This window comes from Sphingobacterium sp. Mn56C, assembly GCF_049319645.1.
GTDB lineage: Bacteria > Bacteroidota > Bacteroidia > Sphingobacteriales > Sphingobacteriaceae > Sphingobacterium.
The window spans coordinates 124,917-147,170 of record NZ_JBMOUC010000005.1; the positions used below are offsets into that span (position 1 = coordinate 124,917).

Below are 22,254 nucleotides of genomic sequence, written 5' to 3' on the forward strand. Positions count from 1 at the left end.
GCTACGTTTCCACAAAAGTACTTAAATACCTTATTATAATAAAATAGGTTCTATATTATGACACTAATACGAAAATCAACGTTTTTATTATTACCAAGAGCACCTATATTTGCATATGTTTACCCACAAAAAAGATATTTTCTTCGACCTCGACCATACCATTTGGGATTTTGATAAAAATGCAGAAGAAACATTGCACGAATTATATGCGCATTATAACTTTCAGCAGCTATTTGGCCATGCCACAGCCGATAACTTTATAGCCACCTATACGGTAAATAATCGTAAAGTATGGGAGCTATACCACCATGGCAAAATAGATAAAACCACGTTACGTAAATTACGTTTCGATAATACCTTTATTGAACTCGGCGTAGATCCCGCGCTTTTCCCGAAGGATTTTGAGGAACAATACCTCAGCACCTGTCCGACGAAAACCAACTTGCTACCCCATGCGAAAGAAACATTAGACTATCTATATAAAGGGTACAACCTGCACCTTATATCCAATAGTTTTAAAGAAGCCTGTGAGCAGAAGATAAAGAATAGCAACCTCGGTCATTACTTCCGTACCGTTGTTATATCTGAAGATTTTGGTGTTAACAAACCCGATCCACGCATATTCGAGTATGCGTTAAGAAATGGAAAAGCCGATAAGCCGTATTCCATTATGATTGGCGACAATATCGACGCAGATGTGCGTGGTGCACAAAACGTGGGGATGGAAGCCATCTACTTTAATGCCGTTGGAGCAGAAAAACCAACCGATGTGCCCCATATGATTGTCGACCTTAAAGAGTTAAAATCCTGGTTTTAGCACCCAGAAAAAGCAAAAAGCCGTAGGTATTAATCTACGGCTTTTATACGCTTACTACATGTATTATTTTAACACCTTAACGGTTACGTTTTTCAACCAAATATCGTCGCCATGATCTTGGAAACCGATAACACCAGACTTCGTTGTGCCCCCTACGTTGGATAGCAACTCGTACGCCAAAGGCCATTTATCTTTACTGAATTTACTTTTGTCTAATAAAGCGATCCATTCTGGCGTCCATAACGTGTATTCCACTACCTTAACCCCATTCTGGAAATGCTGTACCTTCCCATTATTCACAACAATCTTCGCTTGATTCCATTCGCCCACAGGTTTCGCATTTTGTGGTTTTGCCGGAATCATATCGTATAAAGAAGCCGATTTACGGTTGCCGTCTACGCCATTTTTAGCATCTGGATGGTTATCGTTGTCCAATAACTGATACTCCGGACTCGAAATATAGATAGGCTGTCCTTTTATCTCCTTCGCTAAAAAGAATACCCCCGAGTTACCTGCTTCCGAAATTTTCCACTCGAAAGCTAATTCAAAGTTTTTGAAATCATGTGCAAAAATCAAATCGCCACCTTCAGGGTTTGCCAGCCCCGGGTTTTTAGAGAATTTTAAGGTACCGTTGTCAATAGACCACTTGTTAGGCACGTGTTCCTTATCGTATCCACGCCATCCTTTTAACGAAGTTCCATCAAACAAAATATAAGCGCCTTGTTTATTTTTTTTAAAATCTTTTAGGTCAACCTTTGGAAGGTCCAATAGCTCATAATTTGGTTTCACTTGTTCAAAAGAGTTTTTTTTCTGTGCAAATGCTGATGTTATGGTAAACATCCCCACCATTACACATGTAATTACTAGTTTTCTTTTCATGGTTTTAATTCAAATGATAGTAAATTTAAAAAAGAAAAGCCAATTCCAAAACGAAATATGGCTATTCATTAAACAAAATTATAATCTTCTCTTAATATCCACCCTCACCTTCCATAGGAGCTGATTCCTGATGATTACGTTTATTTTTACTTAAGTCTTGTAAACCGAAACGGTATGAAAATGTTAGACTTACGGTGCGTTTAGACCAGCGGAAATAATTTTCCATATATCGCGTTGCCAAATACGACTCGCTGCTAAATCTACGGGAGTCAAATAAATCCCGAACATTAAACAACAAAGAACCTTTACCTTTTAATACATCCTGACGAATTGCCGCATCTACACCATACATGCGGTGCATTTTTCCCTGTGCAGTATTCATTGGCGTTCTGTAATCGCCACGCAACTGCAACGATGTAGACTTCGCAAACTTCACATTCGTGGTTAGATTGGAGCTCCAGGCAAAGCCTTCGCGAGATGCCAGATTAAACGCCTTATCCGGGTTAACCTTTAGGTAGAATAAGTTTACATTCGCCGTTGCATCCCACCATTTAAAAATATTCACCTTAGACACGATTTCCACACCGCCACTATTGCGATTCCCCATGTTCTCCCAACGCATAAAGGTAGCATTCCCACGACCGGCTAAATATTCATTAGCAATAGGATCGTCAGTACCCAACTGCAGCGGTTGAATCATATCGTTAACACGACGGTAATACGCTGAAGTAACAAAATTCCATGTATCGTAGAATTTGGCGAAGCTTAATTCCACCGAATGAATATCCTCCGGTAAGAGATTTGGATTACCTTGACGGATATTTAACTCGTCGGAAAGGCTCACAAAGGGGTTTACCTGCCAACCTCTAGGGCGTTGCACCCTTCTTGAGTAAGAAAGCTGCACTTTATCCCCCCCTTGGTTTACATTATAACTTAAAAATACACTTGGGTACAGCCTAAAATAATCCAAGCGCCCATTATTGGTAGGGCCGATAGCGCCCAAGCTATCGAAACCTGTAATTTTTGTTTTTAAATACGCATCTTCGGCGCGTAATCCTACCTGTACGCCAAAACGAGAGCCAAGTTGACGTTGGTAATTAGCATACAGCGCATGTACCCCAGATTCCATATCGAAATAGTTTGAGGCACGATAGTCGCGGCCCCAATTATTATTAGACAATAAGGTGTCAGAAAGTTGGTTTTCATCCGAGTTACGGATAATACTACGGTACCCCGCTTCAAATTTATGATTCTCCCCTAATGGCAAAACATAATCCACCTGCATATTCCAGTTTTTACCCTTCTCGTAGGTCGTGCTGGTACGTCGGCTTTCACGAGAATTTACATCATAAGTCTGGTAAAAAGTGTTCGTACCATCTTCCTTATCACTACCATACGTAACATTCGCCGTTAACTCCTCACCTTCGCGTTTCAGCGTACGCTTAAAGTCGAAGGTTACATCATACCCCAGGTCATTTTCTTTCTGACGGGTAACACGATTCGACAGGTTGTTAAACTGGTTTTCAAAGGTATACAAGATATCATCACCACGTTTATTATCGCGTATACTCATATTCCCACCCAAGCTAAAGGTAGTTTTATCGTTGGCATAATAATCAGCGCCCAAGCGGAACGAATTGTTCATTCCTTTTCTAAAGCTTTCTGCCGATGTATTGGTAATACTAGATGCTGCCGTTTCTTCACCATTAATCAATTCTACGGTACGTCCACCATTTTCCCCAGGGTTATTACCGCGGCGGAAATTATAGTTACCAAAATAATTAAACTTATTATTTCTATAGTTTAAAGTTACGCCTGCATTGTAGGTATCATAACTACCTGCCGTAACATTGGCCGTACCATTTAAACCGGTACGAATATTCTTTTTCAGAACAATATTTACAATACCCGTCTGACCTTCAGCATCATACTTGGCAGAAGGATTGGTAATAATTTCCACTTTTGCTATCGCATCTGCCGGTAAAGATTGTAAGAGCTTGTTCACATCTGAACCCGCCATGGCCGATTCTTTACCATCAATTAAGATTCGAACCGACGACCCCCGTAAACTCAACGAGCCATCTGCATCCATCTGTAACGTCGGTACATTGCCTAATAAATCTTGCGCGGTACCTCCTGCAGATACCATACTCTGTGATACATCAAATACCTTTTTATCGATACCCAACTGTAACTCCGGAACGCGGCCTTGCACCACAACCTCCCCAATTTCCTTTCCGGCCTCTTCCAGTGAAATCGTCCCTAAATCCAAGGTCTTTCCGGCTTCGATCAATACATTGTCTTTTAAATAATCGACCATTCCCACAAAAGAAATCTGCAAAATATAGCGTCCGGTTTTTACGTCAGACATTAAGGCGACACCTTCAGTACTGGTTTGTCGGCCTAAAACAGGGGCTTTCGTTGTTGGATTTAATAAGGTTACACTAGCGCCCATTACAGGATCACTACTACCTGCCTCCAGCACTTTCACACGTAATGCTCCTTGCTGGGCAAATGAAAAAAGAGGGATAAATAAGAATAAGAAGTGTATAAGCTTTATGAAGCTTAATCGTTTAAGTTGCATAATGAAGTGAGCTGTCTAAACACAAAAATGCTTAATTCGTCACAAAAATCAACTATCGTAACTATTTTATTACCTATAATTAATCTACGGAAACCGTTAATCCTTCAGATTTAAGGATTTTGCGATACACTTCCATCTCCGTGAAAGAGCCTTCCAGAACGGCACATTTTCCAGCGGTATGCACCTGCCAAGCAATGCGTTCCGCTTCGGGTTCAGTATACTGTAAATGATGCATTAAGCAATAGATTACATGGTCAAAGGTATTAATTTCATCATTCCATAATATTAAACGATGACTCTCTTTTACTGATGCCAAAATTTCTTCTAAGGTAAAGGTTTCCTGCGCCGTTTCTACACTCATAAGACAAAAATAGTGTATTTTTCAAAAAAAGAGTAATTTTGACACAATTTGAATAAACTTAAGTAAAGCATTATGTTTCAGACACGAATTGCTGGTATAGGACATTATGTTCCGAAAAATATATACAGCAACCATGACCTTACCCGATTTATGGATACAAGCGACGAATGGATTCAGGCACGAACAGGGATCCAGGAACGCCGTTTTGCCGATCGCTTCGGTGAAACGACCAGCAGTATGGGGATAGCAGCAGCAGAGATGGCTATAACACGTGCCGGTATTACTGCGCAGGATATAGACTTTATAATTTTTGCTACACTCTCTCCAGACTATTATTTTCCGGGATGTGCAGTGTTGGTGCAGCGGGAAATGGGTATGCAAGAAGTGGGTGCTTTGGATATCCGTAATCAGTGTTCGGGTTTTATTTATGCTCTTTCCATTGGCGACCAGTTTATTAAAACCGGTATGTACAAAAATATCCTGGTCATAGGTTCGGAGAAACATTCTTTTGCGATGGACTTCAGTACGCGTGGACGTGCGGTGTCTGTAATTTTTGGCGATGGCGCCGGGGCGGTAGTTTTACAGCCTACAGACGATTCCAAATCGGGTATTCTAAGCACGCACCTGCATGCCGACGGGACGGATGCGGAAAAGTTGGCTATGTATTACCCGGGCTCGGCAAATGGTATGCACCTGGATAACCCTCCGGTATGGCCAGATGTTGAGCTTGGCGGTCTTTTTATGACGGAGGAGCTGGTGAAAGATGGGTCTATATTCCCATACATGGACGGACAGGCCGTATTTAAAAAAGCGGTAGTAAAGTTTCCGGAGGTCATCCTGGAGGCATTAACTAAAAATAACCTCACTACCAGCGATATCGACTTGCTCATACCGCATCAGGCTAACCTAAGGATATCGCAATACATACAGAAAGTATTACAGCTTCCCAATGATAAAGTGTTTAATAACATTCAGAAATATGGAAATACTACGGCGGCGTCTGTGCCTTTAGCGCTTTCTGAGGCTTGGGAAGCCGGAAAAATAAAACCTGGCGACTTGGTATGCTTGGCTGCTTTTGGTGCCGGTTTTACTTGGGGCGCTGCTTTGGTAAGATTTTAAGTTCAGTTCTTGGTTATAAAGAACCAAGAACTGCATACTATGTTTAAACCACACGCACCAATAACCCTTTCAGGTATTCACCCTCGGGGAATGAGGCCCTTACAGGATGGTCTTCTGGTTGTGAAAACTGTCGGATAAATTGAATCTCTTTGCCGGCATCAAGGGCTGCCCAAGCCAATACTTGTTTAAAGGTATCTATATCCATGGCTCCCGAGCATGAAAATGTAGCCAATAGACCGCCACTTTCTAATAACAGTAACCCTCTTCTGTTTAGATCTTTGTAGGCGCGAGAAGCTTTTTCAAGCGTAGAGCGTGAAGGCGCATACTTCGGTGGATCCAGTACAATAAGATCAAATTTTGCCCCTTCCTCCCCCAACTGGCGCAGGTATTTATTTACATCAGCGTGCACTGCGGTATGTTTTAGGGTATCAAAACCATTGCGTATTACATTATTCTTTAAGGTTTCTATCGCCAATGCAGAGCTATCTACCGAGGTTACTGCTGCTGCCCCTTGGCGGAATGCATTTAATGTAAAACCTCCTGAATAACAGAAACAGTCTAACACATTTTTACCCTGAACATACTGTGCTGTTAGGGCTCTATTTTCACGCTGGTCGCAGTAAAAGCCTGACTTTTGCCCTTCGATAATATTCACTTGGTATTGAATACCATTTTCAATAATGTCGACAAATTCCGGTGGTAGCTCGCCCCATAATAGGCCATTGGTATCGGGTAGACCTTCGTAATCGCGCGACTTAAGATCGCTACGCTCATAGATACCCCTTGGCGCTAACTGTATCGCCAACTCATCGACAATAATTGCTTTAACACGCTCTACCCCTGCCGCATGCACCTGTATGGAAATAAAATCGGCGTACTTATCCGCGATTAAGCCGGGCAAGAAATCCGCTTCAGCAAAAATTAGGCGCACCGTATCGTTGTTATCTCGCAGTAAATGCCTTCTATGCCCTACCGCTTTCTTCACTCGGTTACGCCACCATGCCTCGTTAATCTCTTTATTCGGGTCCCACTCCAACAAGCGCACCGCCACCCGCGAGCTGTTGTTGTAGATACCATAAGCAATAAACTCATTATCGCAATTATATACCGCCGCGACATCACCATTGGAAATGCCGGGCTGTATGTTGGCAATAGCACCCGAAAACACCCAGGGGTGCAATTGCCATGCTGCCTTATCTTTACCTTTATTAAGGGTTATTTTATTCATCGCAGCAAAAATAGCGAATTTGACTACAAATTCGTTAAAAGATACGCTTTAAATGCAGCAAAATCTGTGGAAAGGGCCGCGGCTTGTTTTTCCTTTTCGGCTAACTTTTCAGCACCCGCTGGCCAGTCGACCTTTTCAAAAATATCAGCATCGATGGCATCTGGAAACTTACAGGCATGTGCTGTAGATAGAAATACCGACGCATATGCACCTGGATTATCTTTACGGTAGGCCTCGGCTGCGAGATAAGCAATGGCAGTATGCGGACAGGCGACGTATTTGTATTTTTCGTACAGTTCGTCCATCCCTTCTTGTGTTGCTCTATCGGTATAGGTATACGAGGTTACCATCGCTTTCAGCGCATCTAAATTATGATGAAAAAGGTCTTGGATACGCACCCAGTTGCTTGGATTGCCGACGTCCATTGCATTCGACAGGGTTTGTACGGAGCTTTTAGGGCTGTAAGTCCCCGATGTCAGAAAACGAGGTACCGTATCGTTTACATTCGTGCCAGCCACAAAATGTTTTACCGGAAGCCCCATTTTATAGGCCAGTAATCCGGCGCCAATATTACCAAAATTCCCACTAGGAACGGTAAATACCACCTGATCTATACCTTGTGTCTTTAGTTGTGCATAGGCCCAGAAATAATAAAAAGTCTGCGGAATAAGGCGTGCAATATTTATAGAGTTTGCCGATGTAAGGCGCAGCTTTCCATTGAGCTCCGCATCGCCAAAGGCCTCCTTTACCAACGCCTGGCAATCGTCGAAAGTACCATCAACCTCTAAAGCACGAATATTTTGTCCATTGGTTGTTAACTGCTCTTCCTGCACTTTAGAAACTTTCCCTTTCGGATATAAAATCGTTACACGTGTACCTGCAACACCCAGAAAGCCCAATGCCACAGCACCGCCCGTATCACCCGATGTAGCCACAAGAACATCCAACAACTGCTCTCCCTGCTTAGAGAAATACCCCATAACACGGCTCATAAAGCGAGCGCCAAAATCTTTAAATGCATACGACGGCCCATGAAATAGCTCCAGCACTGCCGTTTGTGGATCTAATAGTTTTACGGGTGCATCAAAATTTATAGCCTCATCGATAATTTTCTTTAAATCTTCCTGAGGAATATCGTCCCCGATTAGGGCATGGGCGACTGTAAGCGCAATTTCCTGTAAATTATATTGCTGTATATTTTGGATAAACAAGGGGTCTAAAGTCGGAATATGCACCGGCATATATAAACCTTTATCTTCAGGTAAGGAGTTAAAAACAGCTTCTTGAAAAGAAACACGCAGATCTTTATTGTTTGTACTGTATAATATCATGGTATAATAACGTAAAAAATAGTCAATTATGCATTAAATGGTAATACTTTCGGGCCATCGATGTTTACCGACGACACATATTTGAAGCTGTCGATGTCGTTGGCAGAAAGGTGTTGTTGAATTTTTTCGGTAACGACTTGAGCAACCTCCTGCCCACGGGTAATGGCTACGACGGAAGGCCCTGAGCCCGAAATACCAAAACTTAAAGCACCGTTATCTAAAGCAATCTGTTTCATGGCATAGAACTCGGGAATAAGAATTGCGCGCGTTGGTTCTATAATAACGTCGTGCATACTACGACTAATCAAGTCATAATCATTTTGAAATAAACCCGCCACCAAGCCGGCAATATTTCCCCATTGGGTTACGGCATCCTTCAGGGCTACCTTTTCTTTAATAAGCTGCCTAGCATCGCGTGTCGGTACATCCACCTGTGGGAATACAATACCGGCATAGAGCTCCTCAGGTACCGGCAAACGCACCATATCCAAAGGCGCATACCCACGGATGAGCGTTATGCCCCCCAGCAGTGCCGGGGCCACATTATCGGCATGGCCATGGCCACATGCTAAGCGCTCGCCCTCCACACAGTAAGGCATGAGCTCTTCCTTAGATAACGGGTTGCCCAGGAGGCTGTTTATAGCGAAAAGACCGGCAACGGTACTCGCCGAGCTAGACCCTAATCCCGAACCTATAGGCATATGTTTTATTAATTCAATCTCAATACCCAATTCATTTTCTATACCCAAGTCTGTTAACAGCATCTGAACACAAGCACTTACGGTATTTTTTTGTGGATCCAAAGGTAAACGGCCAGCATCACCCTTAATGGCACGAATACGCACGCCAGGCTCCGCCACACGATACATCAACACCTCATCACCAGGCTCGTCAACAGCGAAACCTAGCACATCAAAACCACAGATCATATTGGCTACCGTAGCTGGAGCAAAAACACGTACTTTCTCTAAAATATGGGCAAAATCTATCTTTTTATGGACCAGATTTCCGGATTTATTATCTACAGACATTTTATATATTTATTACAACAGATTAAAACTTATTAAGCGCCAACATTCACTAAATCGGCAAACACCCCTGCAGCTGTAACCTCAGCACCTGCGCCAGGTCCTTTTACCACCAACGGTGTTTCTTTATACCGCTCGGTGGTAAATGATATAATGTTATCACTACCAGAAAGGGCATAAAATGGGTGATTATCGCCTACCATTTCCATAGCAATAGAAACTTTACCATCTTCCAGTTTACCGATGTAACGGATGACCTTGTTCTCGGCTGCGGCTTTATCTTTTAAGGCATTGAAATACTTTTCCGCTTTTAATAATTCGGTATAAAAATCGTCCACAGATGCTGCGCTTAAGCATGCCTCAGGAAGTATAGCCCCTAATGCTACATCAGCAGATTCAATAGCATGTCCAGCATCGCGCCCTAAGATTAACATTTTACGCATAAAATCTACCCCACTTAAATCATCTCGAGGGTCAGGCTCGGTATACCCTAAGGCCTGCGCATTTTTCACCACCTCATAAAAAGAGGCATCCCCGATAAAATTATTGAAGATATATGAAATTGTACCCGATAGAATGGCTTCGATTTTTAAGATTCTATCCCCACTCAGCATCAAGTCTTTTAACACCCTAACAATCGGAAGGCCTGCACCAACATTGGTTTCATAGAAGAAATCGACTCCATGTTTACGGGCGGTTTCGTGCAAAAGGTTATACTGCGCATAATCACCTGAATTGGCAATTTTATTGCAGGTTACCACAGAGATATTGGCTTTAAAGATATCCACATAATACGTCGCCGGCAACGGACTCGCCGTGTTATCGATAAATACACAGTTTGGAAGGTTCATTGATTTCATCTTCTCTATAAAACTACCCATATCGGCCAGCTCACCTTTTTCGTCAAGTACAGCCTGCCAATTGCCAAGGTCTATGCCAAGCGCATTGAATACCATTTTCCGGGAATTACAAATCCCTACCACCTGAATGTCAATATCGTTATTCTCCAACAAGAAGTCATGCTGCTTATACAATTGCTTAAATAAAGTCGCTCCAATATTTCCTGTTCCTAAACAAAATACATGCAAAGTCTTTTTAAGTTCAGCAAAAAAAGCATCGTGGACAGCGTTTAATGCTTTTGCTAAATCACTTTTACCTATAATTACCGAAATATTAAGCTCCGAAGACCCTTGAGCAATGGCACGCACATTGATACCGTTGCGCCCCAAAGCATGAAACAGCTTCCCAGACATACCAGGCGTACGTTTCATATTTTCGCCAACGATAGCCAATACTGAAAGATTGTTTTCTACTTCGGGCATAAGAAGTTTTCCCGCTGCCAATTCCAATTCAAACTCCGCAGCAATCAGCTTCAAGGCCTTTTGCGCTTCATTAGGCTGCACAGCGAAGGTTATACTATGCTCCGATGAAGATTGCGTTATCAGCACCACATTAATAGACTCACGTGCCAATAAGGTAAACAGACGACCTGAAAAGCCCGATTTCCCAATCATACCAGAACCTGATAGGTTAATTATAGAAATATCTGAAATGCTGGAAATACCTTTTATTGGATAAGTCGAGCAACCCGAATCAAACTGTATAATTGTACCAGCAAGATGCGGCTCGAAGGTATTGCGTATAGCAATCGGAATTTTCTTCATAAACGCAGGAATCATCGTAGGCGGATAAATAACCTTAGCCCCAAAATAGGAAAGCTCCATCGCTTCGGTATAAGATAATACCGGCAGGGAGAAAGCCTTCTTCACCATACGAGGGTCTGCGGTAAGCATTCCGTTAACATCCGTCCATATTTCAATAACCGTAGCATTTAATACCGAACCAAAAATAGCTGCTGTGTAATCCGACCCACCACGCCCCAAGGTGGTAATACGACCGGCCTCATTCGAACCGATAAAACCCGTTACAAATAAAAGCTTATCGGCATGGCTAAAGGTCAACGATTGTATAAGTTGCGTTGTTAGGGTCTCATTTAAACCCGCATGGCCGAAATTACTATCCGTTTTAATATAATAGGACGCATCCAGGTAGCTAGCAGCCGGTATATCCTGTTCCATAATTTTCGACAGCATATAATTCGAGAAACGCTCCCCAAAGGATAGAATAAGATCTTTACTTTGGGCACTTAATTCTTTCAATGCAGAGACACCCTGCAAAATATCATCCAGTTCATTCAATAATAATTTCAAACGGGTAAATACAGGATTTTGATATTTTACGGCGATAAGTTTTTTCACCACCTCGAAATGACGCTCTTCCAAAATTTTTAAGTCCGTATCAAAAGGTTTGCCTTCGGCAGCATTTTCCGCCATCTGTGTTAAAAGATTCGTAACACCCGACATTGCCGATAAAACGACTAAAGGCTGTTCCCCCTTTTCATATGCTTCCTTTACAATTGATAGAACAGCCTGTATACTTTCTACCGTTCCAACCGAAGTCCCTCCAAATTTTAATACTTTCATTGGTCTTAATATATTTTTTTGTTAATAGCTTAATCAATTATAGATACAAAAAAAGCCTTCCCCAATTTGGAGGAAGGCTTTTATATTGTGTGTACTTACGATATAACAATAGAATTACTTCCTCCGAGTTTTATAGCCGGTGGTAATAATAATAGTTGAAATAATCGCTGTATTAAACATTGTTATTTTAAAATTTTAATAAATATAGTACAATAAATTCAATAAAATCAAATATTTTTTAATTTATTTTCAATTAATAAAAACTTAAAAGCCGTTAAAACATTACAAATTATGTTAAATACCCTAAAGGAGGGAAACAATAAGGCGCTGATTATCAGCAAAAACAACGCTTAAATATGTTAAAAGTTTGTTAAACTTATGTCAAAAAATTTGCAAACGTAAGCTTTAAGCTTTATATTCGTTCAGCATTCGATAAAAAATAGCGAATGTGAAGGAAGTTGTAATTAAAAAAAAGCGATTTAATGAACACAAAAAAACTAATAGCAGGAATGCTATTTATAGGCTTTTGTCTAGTCTCGCACGCACAAACAACAAACAAAAGTAAAGGGGATCAAGATAATCTAGCGAAAGAATATTTTTCGCAGATTATGGGTGTTGCGGTAAATGCGACCACAAACACTAAACTTTACCAGTTTGTTTATGATTGGTTAGGAACGCCTTATCGATTAGGAGGAGATTCTAAAAATGGTATCGACTGTTCTAAGTTTTCTCTAGCGGTTTATGAAAACGTATTCAATACGACTATCGGTTATAATAGCCGCAATCAGTTTGACAACGTAACTCCAGTACGTAAAAATGATCTTCAACCCGGAGATTTAGTGTTTTTCAAAATCAGAAGTAAAAGTATTACCCATGTTGGTGTCTATTTAGGCGATAATAAGTTTGCACATGCATCCTCCAGTAAAGGTGTTATGGTAAGTAACCTTAATGAAGCTTACTGGCAACGTTATTACTACAATGGTGGCCGCCCGAATAAAGATGATAGCCGTACAATGACAGCAGATGCTTCAAGCTATTAATCCATACGAAGAAAATATTTAAAATTATTTAATAAGTCCGAATGTAAACCCTGCATTCGGACTTTTTTATTTATTTTAGCCTAGTCAAACTTATGCTATGTCAACGAAGAAAACTTTAATACTTAACAAAGCGCAAATACAACAAAAATCTAAGCGTATCGCCTATCAGATACTGGAAGACAACTTCGAGGAAAAAAATATTGTATTGGTAGGTATTGCCGACCGAGGTTATATTTTTGCACATCGCTTGCAAAAAATCCTTCAGGAAATTGCCAAGGATAAGGAAATCGAACTGATAAAAGTTACCATACAAAAAAATAAACGCAACTTAGAAGCAAGCACAGATCAACCTGTAGAATTAGCCAAAGATAAGGCTATCATAGTTATCGATGATGTATTAAACAGCGGTCGTACCTTAGCATATGCACTCGGCGCATTTATAAATGTACCCTTAAAGAAAATGCGTACTGCAGTACTTATAGACCGCAGTCATCATAAATTCCCAATATTCAGCGACTTTTACGGCCTTAAGCTATCAACCATACTAAAAGAAAATGTGGAGGTCTGTCTAAAAGAATTTGACAACGAAGAAGATGCTGCATGGTTAATTTAACCTAAGGCTACAGCGCACAAAATTTGCTATTAAATAAAAAAGGTTGCATACTGTTGTAATAGACAACAATATGCAACCTTTTTTACACCCAATAACGCCTAATCAGCCCTAAAGTACAGGCCAAATAAATAAAACCTTAACGCAGGTTTACTTTAAGCTTCATTCCAGGTTTTATCAAACTTCCTTTCAGGTTATTATCACTTTTTAATTGCGCCACTGTTACCCCTTTATGTCTATTGGCAATACGTTCTAAAGAATCTCCGCTTTTAACGGTATACAGCATAACATTTGTAGTCGATTTCTTTTTACTGGCGGTACCCACATTTTTAGCAAGCTTATTGTCTATGGCTTTTTCTACAATAAGACTACGCCCCACAATAGGGCTTTTGCTGCTAAGATTATTCCAGGCACGAAGGTTCTGCACCGAAACATCAAACTTGCGCGAAACTGTCGCTAGCGTTTCTCCGGGTTTCACCTTATACCTTTGTGGTACGCTATGGCGTATAATGTCTGCCGGACCATTATCCTTGTCTGGCTCCCCCTGTGCCAGCGGTGTTAAGCTATTCAGGGCAACATACAATAAGCTATCATTAATATTGCTGGTTTGCGGCAATAATAAACGAACTGGGTTATCGATAGACGCCTCTATCCTATTCTTTTTAAAAGCAGGATTATATGTTTTTAACACAGTTAAACTTACCCCAACAGCATGTGCAATGTTTGCAAGATCAACAGTTTTATCGACCATCATCAGTGTATTGGGCATATCTAATTCCGTAGAAACCGGACGGATATCATGAAACTCGGCATTAGACAACACATAAGTCATAGCGATATACTTCGGAATATAATTACGGGTTTCCTGGGGTAAATAGGGCGATAGCTCCCAAAATGTTGGCGACTCAATACCCGAGCGGGTGATGGCTCTGGCAACACAACCACGCCCACAATTATAGGATGCTAAAGCAATTAACCAATCGTCAAACTGATTATAGGCTTCTTTCAGGTACTGTGTTACGGCATAGGTAGAAGCATAAGCATCCTTACGTTCATCTATATTGCTGTTCATATCCAAATCATACAATTTTGCCGTACCATACATAAACTGCCACGGTCCTACAGCACCGGAAGTAGATATCAAGTGAGGGTTTAAGGAAGACTCCACTAGAGAGAGGTATTTAATTTCGTCCGGCACCCCAGCTTCCTTGAATACCTTTTCGTAAATCCCAAAATAATGCCTACTTAACCCCAACAACCTGTTCATATAAGGTCGATAATTTTGTGACGTATATTTTTCAATATAGCTTTTCACCTGCGAGTTAAAATCTAATGGAATATCTTTGGTAACGGCACGCATCCGTCTTAAAATCCCTATATCTTCCGGAGCAACCTCGAGTCTAGGGTCAACATTTTCTTTGATGGAATCCAGATCGGCACTAAGCTGCCGTTTTTGTATTTCTATAATGCTTATTAAGGAACTATTTAGTTCTTCTTTATTACGATCAATTGCTATTTCTTGTGCTTTAACTGAGGAAAAAGTAAGTACAGCAACAAAAGATAAATAAATCGGAAATCTCATGTGGTTCTGTTTTAAGTAAACCTAACCCTATAGCGCTATATTGGTAAATTGGTAACGGTGAGGGCAGGGCAAAAAAAATAAAGATTCCATTACGACAAAATCATAATGAAATCTTTACCCTATATTTAAACAATCATTTACGGATTGTTCTTATTTTCATTTGGTGTATTCGTATTAGAAACATCCGAAGATGAGCTATCTTCACGTTGTCCATCTTTAAACTCCTTAACACCGCGACCAAGTCCACGCATTAATTCCGGAATTTTCTTACCTCCAAATAATAAAAGAACCAAAACAACGATAACGATAATTTCTTGGGTTCCTATGAATAACAATCCTGATGTATACATTTTCTTTATATTATGCTTAATAAATAATCTATTTAAAGTACAGAATGACAAATATACTTATTATAAGTTATATATTCTGTAACTATCTTGCTAACCAAGGTGATGGGTCAAATTCCCGCATACCCTGCATTAATCCAAAGTTCACGTACGAATAGCCTAAATCTGCATCACTGCCGGCCGTACCAATCTGCTGTCCACGGCTTACCTTTTGTCCACGTCTTACCGACACGGAAGCTAAGTTAGAGTAAAAACTAAAGTACTCCCCATGTTTTACAACAACAACCCCAGGCAATGCCTGCACAACCTCGCCATCGAACACCACCTTAACACCCGCATTTGTAGAGGTACGGATAGCCACATCCATATCATCAGAAGTTAAACCGCCAACAACTTTACGACCAAAACCGCGAATAATATTTCCCTGCGCCACAGGCCACGGTAAGCTACCACGATTTGATTTAAAATCGGCCGAAAGTTTTGCGGATTCAGGTGTTGCGCGCAGCACTTCACTATCCGTTTTCTTAGGTGTTTTCTTCTCCACCTCAGCGACAGGTTTACCCACCTTTTTGGCTTCCAGCTCTGCCAAACGTTTACGCTCTAACTCCTCTTTACGACGCTGTTCCGCAATTTCACGTTGTACAGCAGCACGCACTAAAGCCTCCGTCTTTTTCTTCTCTTGTTGTTTTTGTGTCAGCTGACCTTTAAAATCTTTCTCTTGATTGGCAATTTGATTCAATTGCGATTGATGTTCAGAGCGGTCTTTTGCGATAATACTACGTTCGTTTTGTTGCTCCTTTAAGAGTTCATTCTGCGTTTTTTTATCCCGTTCTAATTGCGCGATTTTCAACTCAATTTCTTTTTTCACCCCCTCAATTTCATTCACCTTAATTTTTCGGGCATCTGTAAATTGCTGCAAATATTTCACCCTTCTAAAAGCCTGATTAAAATCTTTAGAAGCGAAAATAAACATCATTTTATTATAAGCGCTTTTATTGCGAAAAGCAAACATGATCATCTTCTCATAGTCGGCCTTCATTTTTTCCAGCTCGGCTTTCAACGCTTGCACAGATTTTGTGTTCTCATTTATCTGCCTACTTAAATTGCTGACCTCCGCGTTAATGACCACAATTTTATCCTCCCGAAGACGCAGCTGCTGGCTCAAGGCATTAACCTCCCTTTGAGAGAGCAATTTTTCCTTTGTTTTAGCCGCCAATTCCTTCGACAATGCAGCAATATCGGCATTAATTTTCTCCAATTGCTTTTTTAGCTGCGCACTACTTTGCGCGAAAGAAATCTGGGTACAGCCAAATACTATAATGATACTAAAAAGTACTTTCTTAAAACTCATGTATTGCTATTTGTTAATTAGCTTTTTGTGAAACCACCAAAAATAAATATATCTAAAGTACTAGCCTAATAAAAATTGGAATTTAACACCTTTTAAGACTAATCCACACGTTTATAACGCTGTGGAACCGTAAAAGGCATATCCACCTCCTGGTTAAAATCCACCCTGTTATAGTCTAGCAAAGCATTAACGACAATCTGGTGCGCGTTTAACTTAATATTCTGGTTATGTGGAAAACTAAATCCCGATACCGTATTAAAGTTGCCATAAAAAGCTTCCAAATTTTCATCGCTTCCCAACAAGTTCAACCGAAACACCTTTGGTCTATTATTCGCATTTAAACTATACTGAAAAGAAACATTTTCTTTTACTCCCACCAGCTGCACTTCATCGGTTGCACTAGCCACTGTCATTTGGTCGGTGCGTATTAAAGCACGTGAAACGTTGGCCATCAGCAGGTCTTGTAAATTGGCAAAACTAATGCCTGGGCCCGTATACCGGTGTATATACACAAAAGGCTTGGCTATATACTCACTTTGCATTTTATTTAAAATCTTGACACTATCCGGCGTAATAAGCACCCGTGCGGCCTCAAAATTCAAAACCGTAGCGGTTACAGATATCCAGATAGCCTGATCCCGCTGTATACGGATATGCATCGTAACGTCTTGCTTATCCTTACCCAGCTCTACCCTAGCCTTTGCCCTGCCGGTAAAAGTATGGAAATCTAAGTTATTTATGGCAAAAGCCTCGCCGGCATTAGGCTTTGCTACATCGATTTTAGGCTGCCCTGTAATATTTTTTTTTGTTTTACAACCTACTGCCAATAAGGCAATACCTAGTACTATCCACCACTTATTCCACATAGTTTTTTTGTTTAATCTTTAGCTGTACCTTTTCCTTATCTATACCTACACCCAAGGTAAGTGCTTTTTCCCATTGTTTTATAGCCTCCTTTTGTTTGCCAACTTTACTCAAAATATCGCCATAATGTTCCAATAATACCGCCGACGGTACAGCCGATGCTTTGACGGCCTTTTCTATCCATATTAAGGCTTCCTGGTACTTCTCCTGCTGAAACAGCACCCAGGCATAAGTGTCTTGAAAGGTTGGCGAATTTGGTTCCAACTCATTCGACTTTTTAGATAAAGCAGCCGCTTTATCTAAATCATGCTTGCGCAATGAAAGGTAATAAGCAAGATTGTTCATCGCCGTAACATTAGTGCTATCCAAGGCTATAGACTCGGTATAGGCTACATCCGAAGCGGATTCCATTTTCAACTGATGATACAGATCACCTAAAGCGCTGTAAATAATGGAGCGTAAATAACTATTTTCTTCTTCGCTATGATCCAGAGCCAATTCCAGGAACTGCCTACTTCTATCGAAATTCTCCTTCACCATATAGGCTAATCCTGTAAAATATAACAGCATCGGATTTCCAGGATTTACCGTTAAAGATTCTTCACCATGACGGATCGCCTGATCGACCTCATTTAAGCCTAAATCCGTATTAATTAACATACGCCAGGCATCGATATGTTTAGGGTTTAACCCAACTGCAGTCATAAACATAGCACGGGCTTCCGTCATTTTACCACGACGCCAAAGTACCTCCCCCTTCATGACATGGCTTTCGGCATACCGCGGATGCACCAGCACCAAGGCATTGGCTAAAAGCTGCACCTGATCCAGAGAGAAGTCCTTCACATCAGGCACAAGGAGGTTAAGCATAATGCGGTGTTTATCCATAAACTCTACCTTATTGGATTCAAACGCCTTTAACAAGGCATCAAATGCCAGCTTAGATTTATGATCTTCCTTGTAAGCAGCTGCTAAGTCCAGGTTTAAGATAGGGTCATTTGTTATTTTCATGCCCTGCGCTAATACCGCCAGCGCTTGTTTCGTCTTTTTATCCTGCAAGTACGCATACCCCAGGGCAGAATACACTTCACGCAGGGTAGACTTCCCCGCCAATGGGCGCAACAATACTACAGCATCGTTATATTTCTCATGGGCTATATAATGCTCGCCCATAACGACCTCTAAAGTATCCGAGCCATAGCCTTTTTTTAGTTCATCCTGATAGATGGCTGTAACCTCATCCATATTTCCCTGTTTAGAAAACAGCGATATCAGATCCCGAGAAATAGAACTCACCTGAGGGTGCGCTGCGCGCATCTCCTTTAATAAGGCTATCGCATCCGGTATATTTTGCTTGGCACGATACAGATCCAAAACATAATTGGCATAAGCCAAGCTAGGGTCGTATTGATAGGCCAGCTTCGCATTTATGAGGGCACCGTCGTAGTCTCCGGTTTGCCCGAGCACTAAGGCTTTAGCATAATATACATCTGCAGCTTGCGGATATTTATCCGTGATATTATCCATCTCCCTTAAGGCCTGTGCAAAATCGCCAGATTTAAGTTTACTTTCTACCAGCAGCAATTGCTCCCGATAAGGTTGCACCGTTTGTGCTTGCGCATGGCTTAAACCAGCCCAAAAGCAAAGCGCAAATACAAGTTTCTTTAAGGTTTTATAGTTTTTATTAATAGTAACCAAATCTTTTATCATCGTTTATATCATTATACGCTATCACTAAGGTAGCTTATTACGCACAAAATTGCGCATTATCACAGCTAAAAGTTTATTTTAGACCTCTTAATTAATGTTAAAATATTTTTAAAGCAGGTATTTGCGATATTAAAAATAAAAACTGTACCTTTGCATTCCGATTGTAGTGATTACAATCTAATAAATAGTATTAATTAATTAAATAAAAGCAAGTGAATACGTTAAGTTACAAAACTGTCTCTGCCAACAAAAACACCGTTAACAAAGCGTGGATTGTTGTTGACGCTGAGGGCGAGATCTTGGGGCGCTTGGCAAGCGAAATTGCGAAAGTAATTCGTGGTAAGCACAAGCCTTCTTTTACCCCACACGTAGACTGCGGTGATAACGTTATTGTTATCAATGCAGACAAAATCAAGTTGACTGGAAACAAACTAGGTGACAAAACTTATGTGCGTTACACAGGTTACCCAGGTGGTCAGCGTTTCGTTTCTCCAAAAGAATTAATGGCAAAACACCCAGAGCGCATCATTGAGAAAGCGGTACGTGGTATGTTGCCTAAAAACCGTTTAGGTCGTCAATTATTCAAAAACCTTTTTGTTTATGCCGGTTCAGCGCACAAACATGAGGCACAGAACCCTCAACCAGTTAAATTTTAAGGAGAAACATTATGTCAACAACTAACACTTCAGGAAGAAGAAAAACTGCTGTTGCTCGTATCTACTTAGGAGCTGGTGGCGGAAACATTACCGTAAACGGTAAAGACTACAAAGAGTATTTCCCAACATTGCCATTGCAATACATTGTTACACAATCTTTATCTGTAGCAGAGTCATTAGCAAATTTTGATGTGAAAGTTAACGTTCAAGGTGGTGGTGTTAAAGGTCAAGCTGAGGCCGTACGTTTAGCAATTGCTAAAGCCTTAGTTGAGCTTAACCCAGAAGTAAAACCTGCATTACGCGCGAAAGGTTTAGTAACACGTGACGACCGTATGGTTGAGCGTAAGAAACCAGGACGTCGTAAAGCACGTAAAAGATTCCAATTCAGTAAACGTTAATCAAAGGAGGATCACAAAATGGCAAGAACTACTTATCAAGAATTATTGGATGCAGGTGTTCACTTTGGTCACCTTACTCGTAAATGGGACCCGAAAATGGCGAAGTACATTTTCATGGAACGTAACGGAATCCACATTATCGACTTGAACAAAACTCTTACGAAATTGGAAGAAGCTGCATCAGCTATCAAACAAATCGTAAAATCAGGTCGTAAAGTTTTATTCGTAGCAACGAAAAAACAAGCAAAAGAAATCATCGCACAACAAGCGAAGGCAGTAAACATGCCTTATGTTACTGAGCGTTGGTTAGGAGGTATGCTTACAAACTTTGCAACAGTGCGTAAGTCTATCAAAAAAATGTCTAACATTGACAAAATGCAAAAAGATGGTACATTCGATGTATTGTCTAAAAAAGAAAAGTTGATGATTCAACGTGAGCGTATCAAATTAGAAAACCTTTTAGGAGGTATCGCTGATTTGAACCGTTTACCGGCAGCATTGTTTATCATCGATGTGAAAAAAGAACACATCGCTGTAGCAGAAGCTATCAAATTGAATATCCCTACTTTTGCAATGGTAGATACAAACTCTGATCCTACAAACATTGATTTCCCAATTCCTGCAAATGATGACGCTACTAAATCTATTAGCCTTATCGCTGGTATTATCGGTCAAGCTATCGTTGAAGGATTAGATGAGCGTAAACGCGACAAAGAAGAAGATGCGGAAAAAGAAGCTGCAGCAGCAAAAGCGGCAGTAGATAATGGTGAAGCAACAGATGCTGCTCCAGGAAAACGCACTCGTAAAGCAAAAGACGGAGAATAATATTCTCTAACATAAGCCGGATAAACAAGTGTAGGTTTCTGGAAGATAAACTTCCTTAACCGTCGCTGTTTTTCCGGTTTTTTTGTTTAAAAGACAAAACTTAACAATGTTTTCACACAGTTTGTTAACATTGTTCATAACTCAGGTGTAATTTTATTAAAAAAAGAAAATATCATGTCAGTACAAATTTCTGCATCAGATGTAAACAAATTGCGTCAACAAACCGGCGCAGGTATGATGGATTGTAAAAAAGCATTAGTAGAAGCAAACGGAGACTTCGAAGCGGCTGTAGATTATTTACGTAAAAAAGGCGCTAAAGTTGCTGCAAGCCGTCAAGACCGTGATTCTAACGAAGGTGTTGTTATCGCTAAAGCTACTGCTGATGGTAAAATTGGTGTTGTTGTTGAGGTTAACTGTGAGACTGACTTCGTAGCTAAAAATGCTGATTTCGTAGCTTTCGCAGAGAAAATCGCTGCGGTAGCTTTAGAAAATACACCAGCTTCTTTAGAAGAATTAAAAGCATTAACGGTTGATGGAAAAGTTATTTCTGAAGCGTTAATCGAGCAAACGGGTGTTATCGGCGAGAAAATCGACGTTTCTAAATACGAAACTGTTGCTGCAGATAAAGTTGTTGCTTACATCCACGGTAACTACCGTTTAGGTGTGTTAGTAGGTCTTTCTGCTGATGCTGAAGGTGTTGAAGATGCAGGTAGAGACGTTGCTATGCAAATTGCAGCCATGAACCCTGTAGCTATCGATAAAGATGGTGTTGATTCAAAAACTATCGAGCGTGAGTTGGAAATTGCTAAAGAGCAAATCCGTGCTGAAGGTAAACCAGAAGAAATGGTTGAGAAAATCGCGGCTGGTAAATTGAACAAATTCTATAAAGAATCTACCTTATTGAACCAAGAGTTCGTTAAAGATTCTTCGAAAAACATCGCTCAATTCTTAGATTCAGTAGCTAAAGGATTAACAGTTACTGCTTTCAAACGCGTACAATTAGGAGCATAAGCTTTTATAAAAATAGAAAAAGCCGGATTT

20 protein-coding genes are annotated in these 22,254 nt (G+C 40.6%); 8 read left to right on the top strand and 12 right to left on the bottom strand.

The features are described 5' to 3' along the window. Nucleotides 1-115: 115 nt before the first annotated feature. On the top strand, nucleotides 116-817 hold the full coding sequence (locus ACL9RF_RS13375; protein WP_422801135.1) for a YjjG family noncanonical pyrimidine nucleotidase: 702 nt from the start codon (nucleotides 116-118) through the stop codon (nucleotides 815-817). A gap of 63 nt (nucleotides 818-880) precedes the next feature. On the opposite strand, the gene ACL9RF_RS13380 is transcribed toward ACL9RF_RS13375, so the two are convergent. From ACL9RF_RS13380 to ACL9RF_RS13390, 3 genes are all read right to left on the bottom strand, one after another. Continuing rightward, a complete protein-coding gene (locus tag ACL9RF_RS13380; RefSeq protein WP_422801136.1) occupies nucleotides 881-1,696 on the bottom strand; it encodes a 3-keto-disaccharide hydrolase in 816 nt (271 codons plus the stop codon). A 91-nt stretch (nucleotides 1,697-1,787) separates the two neighbouring features. Then, a complete protein-coding gene (locus ACL9RF_RS13385) occupies nucleotides 1,788-4,280 on the bottom strand; it encodes a TonB-dependent receptor domain-containing protein (RefSeq protein WP_422801137.1) in 2,493 nt (830 codons plus the stop codon). Between the two features lie 79 nt (nucleotides 4,281-4,359). Further along, complete coding sequence (locus ACL9RF_RS13390; protein WP_422801138.1) at nucleotides 4,360-4,641, bottom strand: ATP-dependent Clp protease adaptor ClpS; 282 nt, start codon at nucleotides 4,639-4,641, stop codon at nucleotides 4,360-4,362. Between the two features lie 72 nt (nucleotides 4,642-4,713). On the opposite strand from ACL9RF_RS13390, the gene ACL9RF_RS13395 reads away from it, so the two are divergent. Then, nucleotides 4,714-5,760 carry a 3-oxoacyl-ACP synthase III family protein gene (locus ACL9RF_RS13395; protein ID WP_422801139.1) on the top strand — a complete coding sequence of 349 codons (1,047 nt, stop codon included), beginning with the start codon at nucleotides 4,714-4,716 and terminating at the stop codon, nucleotides 5,758-5,760. 43 nt (nucleotides 5,761-5,803) lie between these two features. On the opposite strand, the gene ACL9RF_RS13400 is transcribed toward ACL9RF_RS13395, so the two are convergent. Genes ACL9RF_RS13400 through thrA form a run of 4 tightly spaced genes read right to left on the bottom strand, consistent with a single transcriptional unit; the run spans nucleotide 5,804 to nucleotide 11,830 of the window. Further along, nucleotides 5,804-6,988, bottom strand: a complete 1,185-nt coding sequence (locus ACL9RF_RS13400) for a class I SAM-dependent rRNA methyltransferase (protein WP_422801140.1) — start codon at nucleotides 6,986-6,988, stop codon at nucleotides 5,804-5,806. Nucleotides 6,989-7,011: 23 nt separating this feature from the next. Then, nucleotides 7,012-8,319 (bottom strand): threonine synthase, encoded by a 1,308-nt coding sequence (thrC, locus tag ACL9RF_RS13405; protein WP_422801141.1) that lies wholly within the window; start codon nucleotides 8,317-8,319, stop codon nucleotides 7,012-7,014. A 26-nt stretch (nucleotides 8,320-8,345) separates the two neighbouring features. Further along, a complete protein-coding gene (locus tag ACL9RF_RS13410; RefSeq protein ID WP_422801142.1) occupies nucleotides 8,346-9,350 on the bottom strand; it encodes a homoserine kinase in 1,005 nt (334 codons plus the stop codon). 32 nt (nucleotides 9,351-9,382) lie between these two features. Next, nucleotides 9,383-11,830, bottom strand: a complete 2,448-nt coding sequence (gene thrA, locus ACL9RF_RS13415; protein ID WP_422801143.1) for a bifunctional aspartate kinase/homoserine dehydrogenase I — start codon at nucleotides 11,828-11,830, stop codon at nucleotides 9,383-9,385. 482 nt (nucleotides 11,831-12,312) lie between these two features. On the opposite strand from thrA, the gene ACL9RF_RS13420 reads away from it, so the two are divergent. After that, nucleotides 12,313-12,870 carry a C40 family peptidase gene (locus ACL9RF_RS13420; RefSeq protein ID WP_422801144.1) on the top strand — a complete coding sequence of 186 codons (558 nt, stop codon included), beginning with the start codon at nucleotides 12,313-12,315 and terminating at the stop codon, nucleotides 12,868-12,870. A 97-nt stretch (nucleotides 12,871-12,967) separates the two neighbouring features. Next, on the top strand, nucleotides 12,968-13,483 hold the full coding sequence (locus ACL9RF_RS13425; protein ID WP_422801145.1) for a phosphoribosyltransferase family protein: 516 nt from the start codon (nucleotides 12,968-12,970) through the stop codon (nucleotides 13,481-13,483). Between the two features lie 136 nt (nucleotides 13,484-13,619). Here the strand turns inward: ACL9RF_RS13425 and ACL9RF_RS13430 are convergent, their stop codons facing one another. The 5 genes from ACL9RF_RS13430 to ACL9RF_RS13450 form a co-directional block, all read right to left on the bottom strand. After that, nucleotides 13,620-15,062, bottom strand: coding sequence for a LysM peptidoglycan-binding domain-containing protein (locus tag ACL9RF_RS13430; RefSeq protein WP_422801146.1), 1,443 nt, complete (start codon nucleotides 15,060-15,062; stop codon nucleotides 13,620-13,622). A 137-nt stretch (nucleotides 15,063-15,199) separates the two neighbouring features. Further along, nucleotides 15,200-15,412: a twin-arginine translocase TatA/TatE family subunit gene (locus tag ACL9RF_RS13435; RefSeq protein WP_422801147.1), complete on the bottom strand. Its 213-nt coding sequence runs from the start codon at nucleotides 15,410-15,412 to the stop codon at nucleotides 15,200-15,202. Nucleotides 15,413-15,494: 82 nt separating this feature from the next. Further along, nucleotides 15,495-16,760, bottom strand: a complete 1,266-nt coding sequence (locus ACL9RF_RS13440; protein WP_422801148.1) for a murein hydrolase activator EnvC family protein — start codon at nucleotides 16,758-16,760, stop codon at nucleotides 15,495-15,497. Nucleotides 16,761-16,858: 98 nt separating this feature from the next. Then, nucleotides 16,859-17,626, bottom strand: a complete 768-nt coding sequence (locus ACL9RF_RS13445; protein WP_422801149.1) for a DUF4292 domain-containing protein — start codon at nucleotides 17,624-17,626, stop codon at nucleotides 16,859-16,861. Continuing rightward, entirely contained in the window at nucleotides 17,616-19,334 is a 1,719-nt protein-coding gene (locus tag ACL9RF_RS13450; RefSeq protein ID WP_422801150.1) for a tetratricopeptide repeat protein, read from the bottom strand. Before ACL9RF_RS13450 ends, ACL9RF_RS13445 begins: the two co-directional genes overlap by 11 nt. Nucleotides 19,335-19,546: 212 nt before the next feature. On the opposite strand from ACL9RF_RS13450, the gene rplM reads away from it, so the two are divergent. The 4 genes from rplM (at nucleotide 19,547) to tsf (ending at nucleotide 22,224) form a co-directional block, all read left to right on the top strand. Further along, nucleotides 19,547-19,990: a 50S ribosomal protein L13 gene (gene rplM, locus ACL9RF_RS13455; protein WP_422801151.1), complete on the top strand. Its 444-nt coding sequence runs from the start codon at nucleotides 19,547-19,549 to the stop codon at nucleotides 19,988-19,990. An 11-nt stretch (nucleotides 19,991-20,001) separates the two neighbouring features. Continuing rightward, nucleotides 20,002-20,388 carry a 30S ribosomal protein S9 gene (rpsI, locus tag ACL9RF_RS13460; RefSeq protein ID WP_422801152.1) on the top strand — a complete coding sequence of 129 codons (387 nt, stop codon included), beginning with the start codon at nucleotides 20,002-20,004 and terminating at the stop codon, nucleotides 20,386-20,388. A gap of 18 nt (nucleotides 20,389-20,406) precedes the next feature. Next, nucleotides 20,407-21,213 (top strand): 30S ribosomal protein S2, encoded by an 807-nt coding sequence (rpsB, locus tag ACL9RF_RS13465; RefSeq protein WP_422801153.1) that lies wholly within the window; start codon nucleotides 20,407-20,409, stop codon nucleotides 21,211-21,213. A gap of 174 nt (nucleotides 21,214-21,387) precedes the next feature. After that, nucleotides 21,388-22,224, top strand: a complete 837-nt coding sequence (gene tsf, locus ACL9RF_RS13470; protein ID WP_422801154.1) for a translation elongation factor Ts — start codon at nucleotides 21,388-21,390, stop codon at nucleotides 22,222-22,224. Nucleotides 22,225-22,254: the final 30 nt, after the last annotated feature.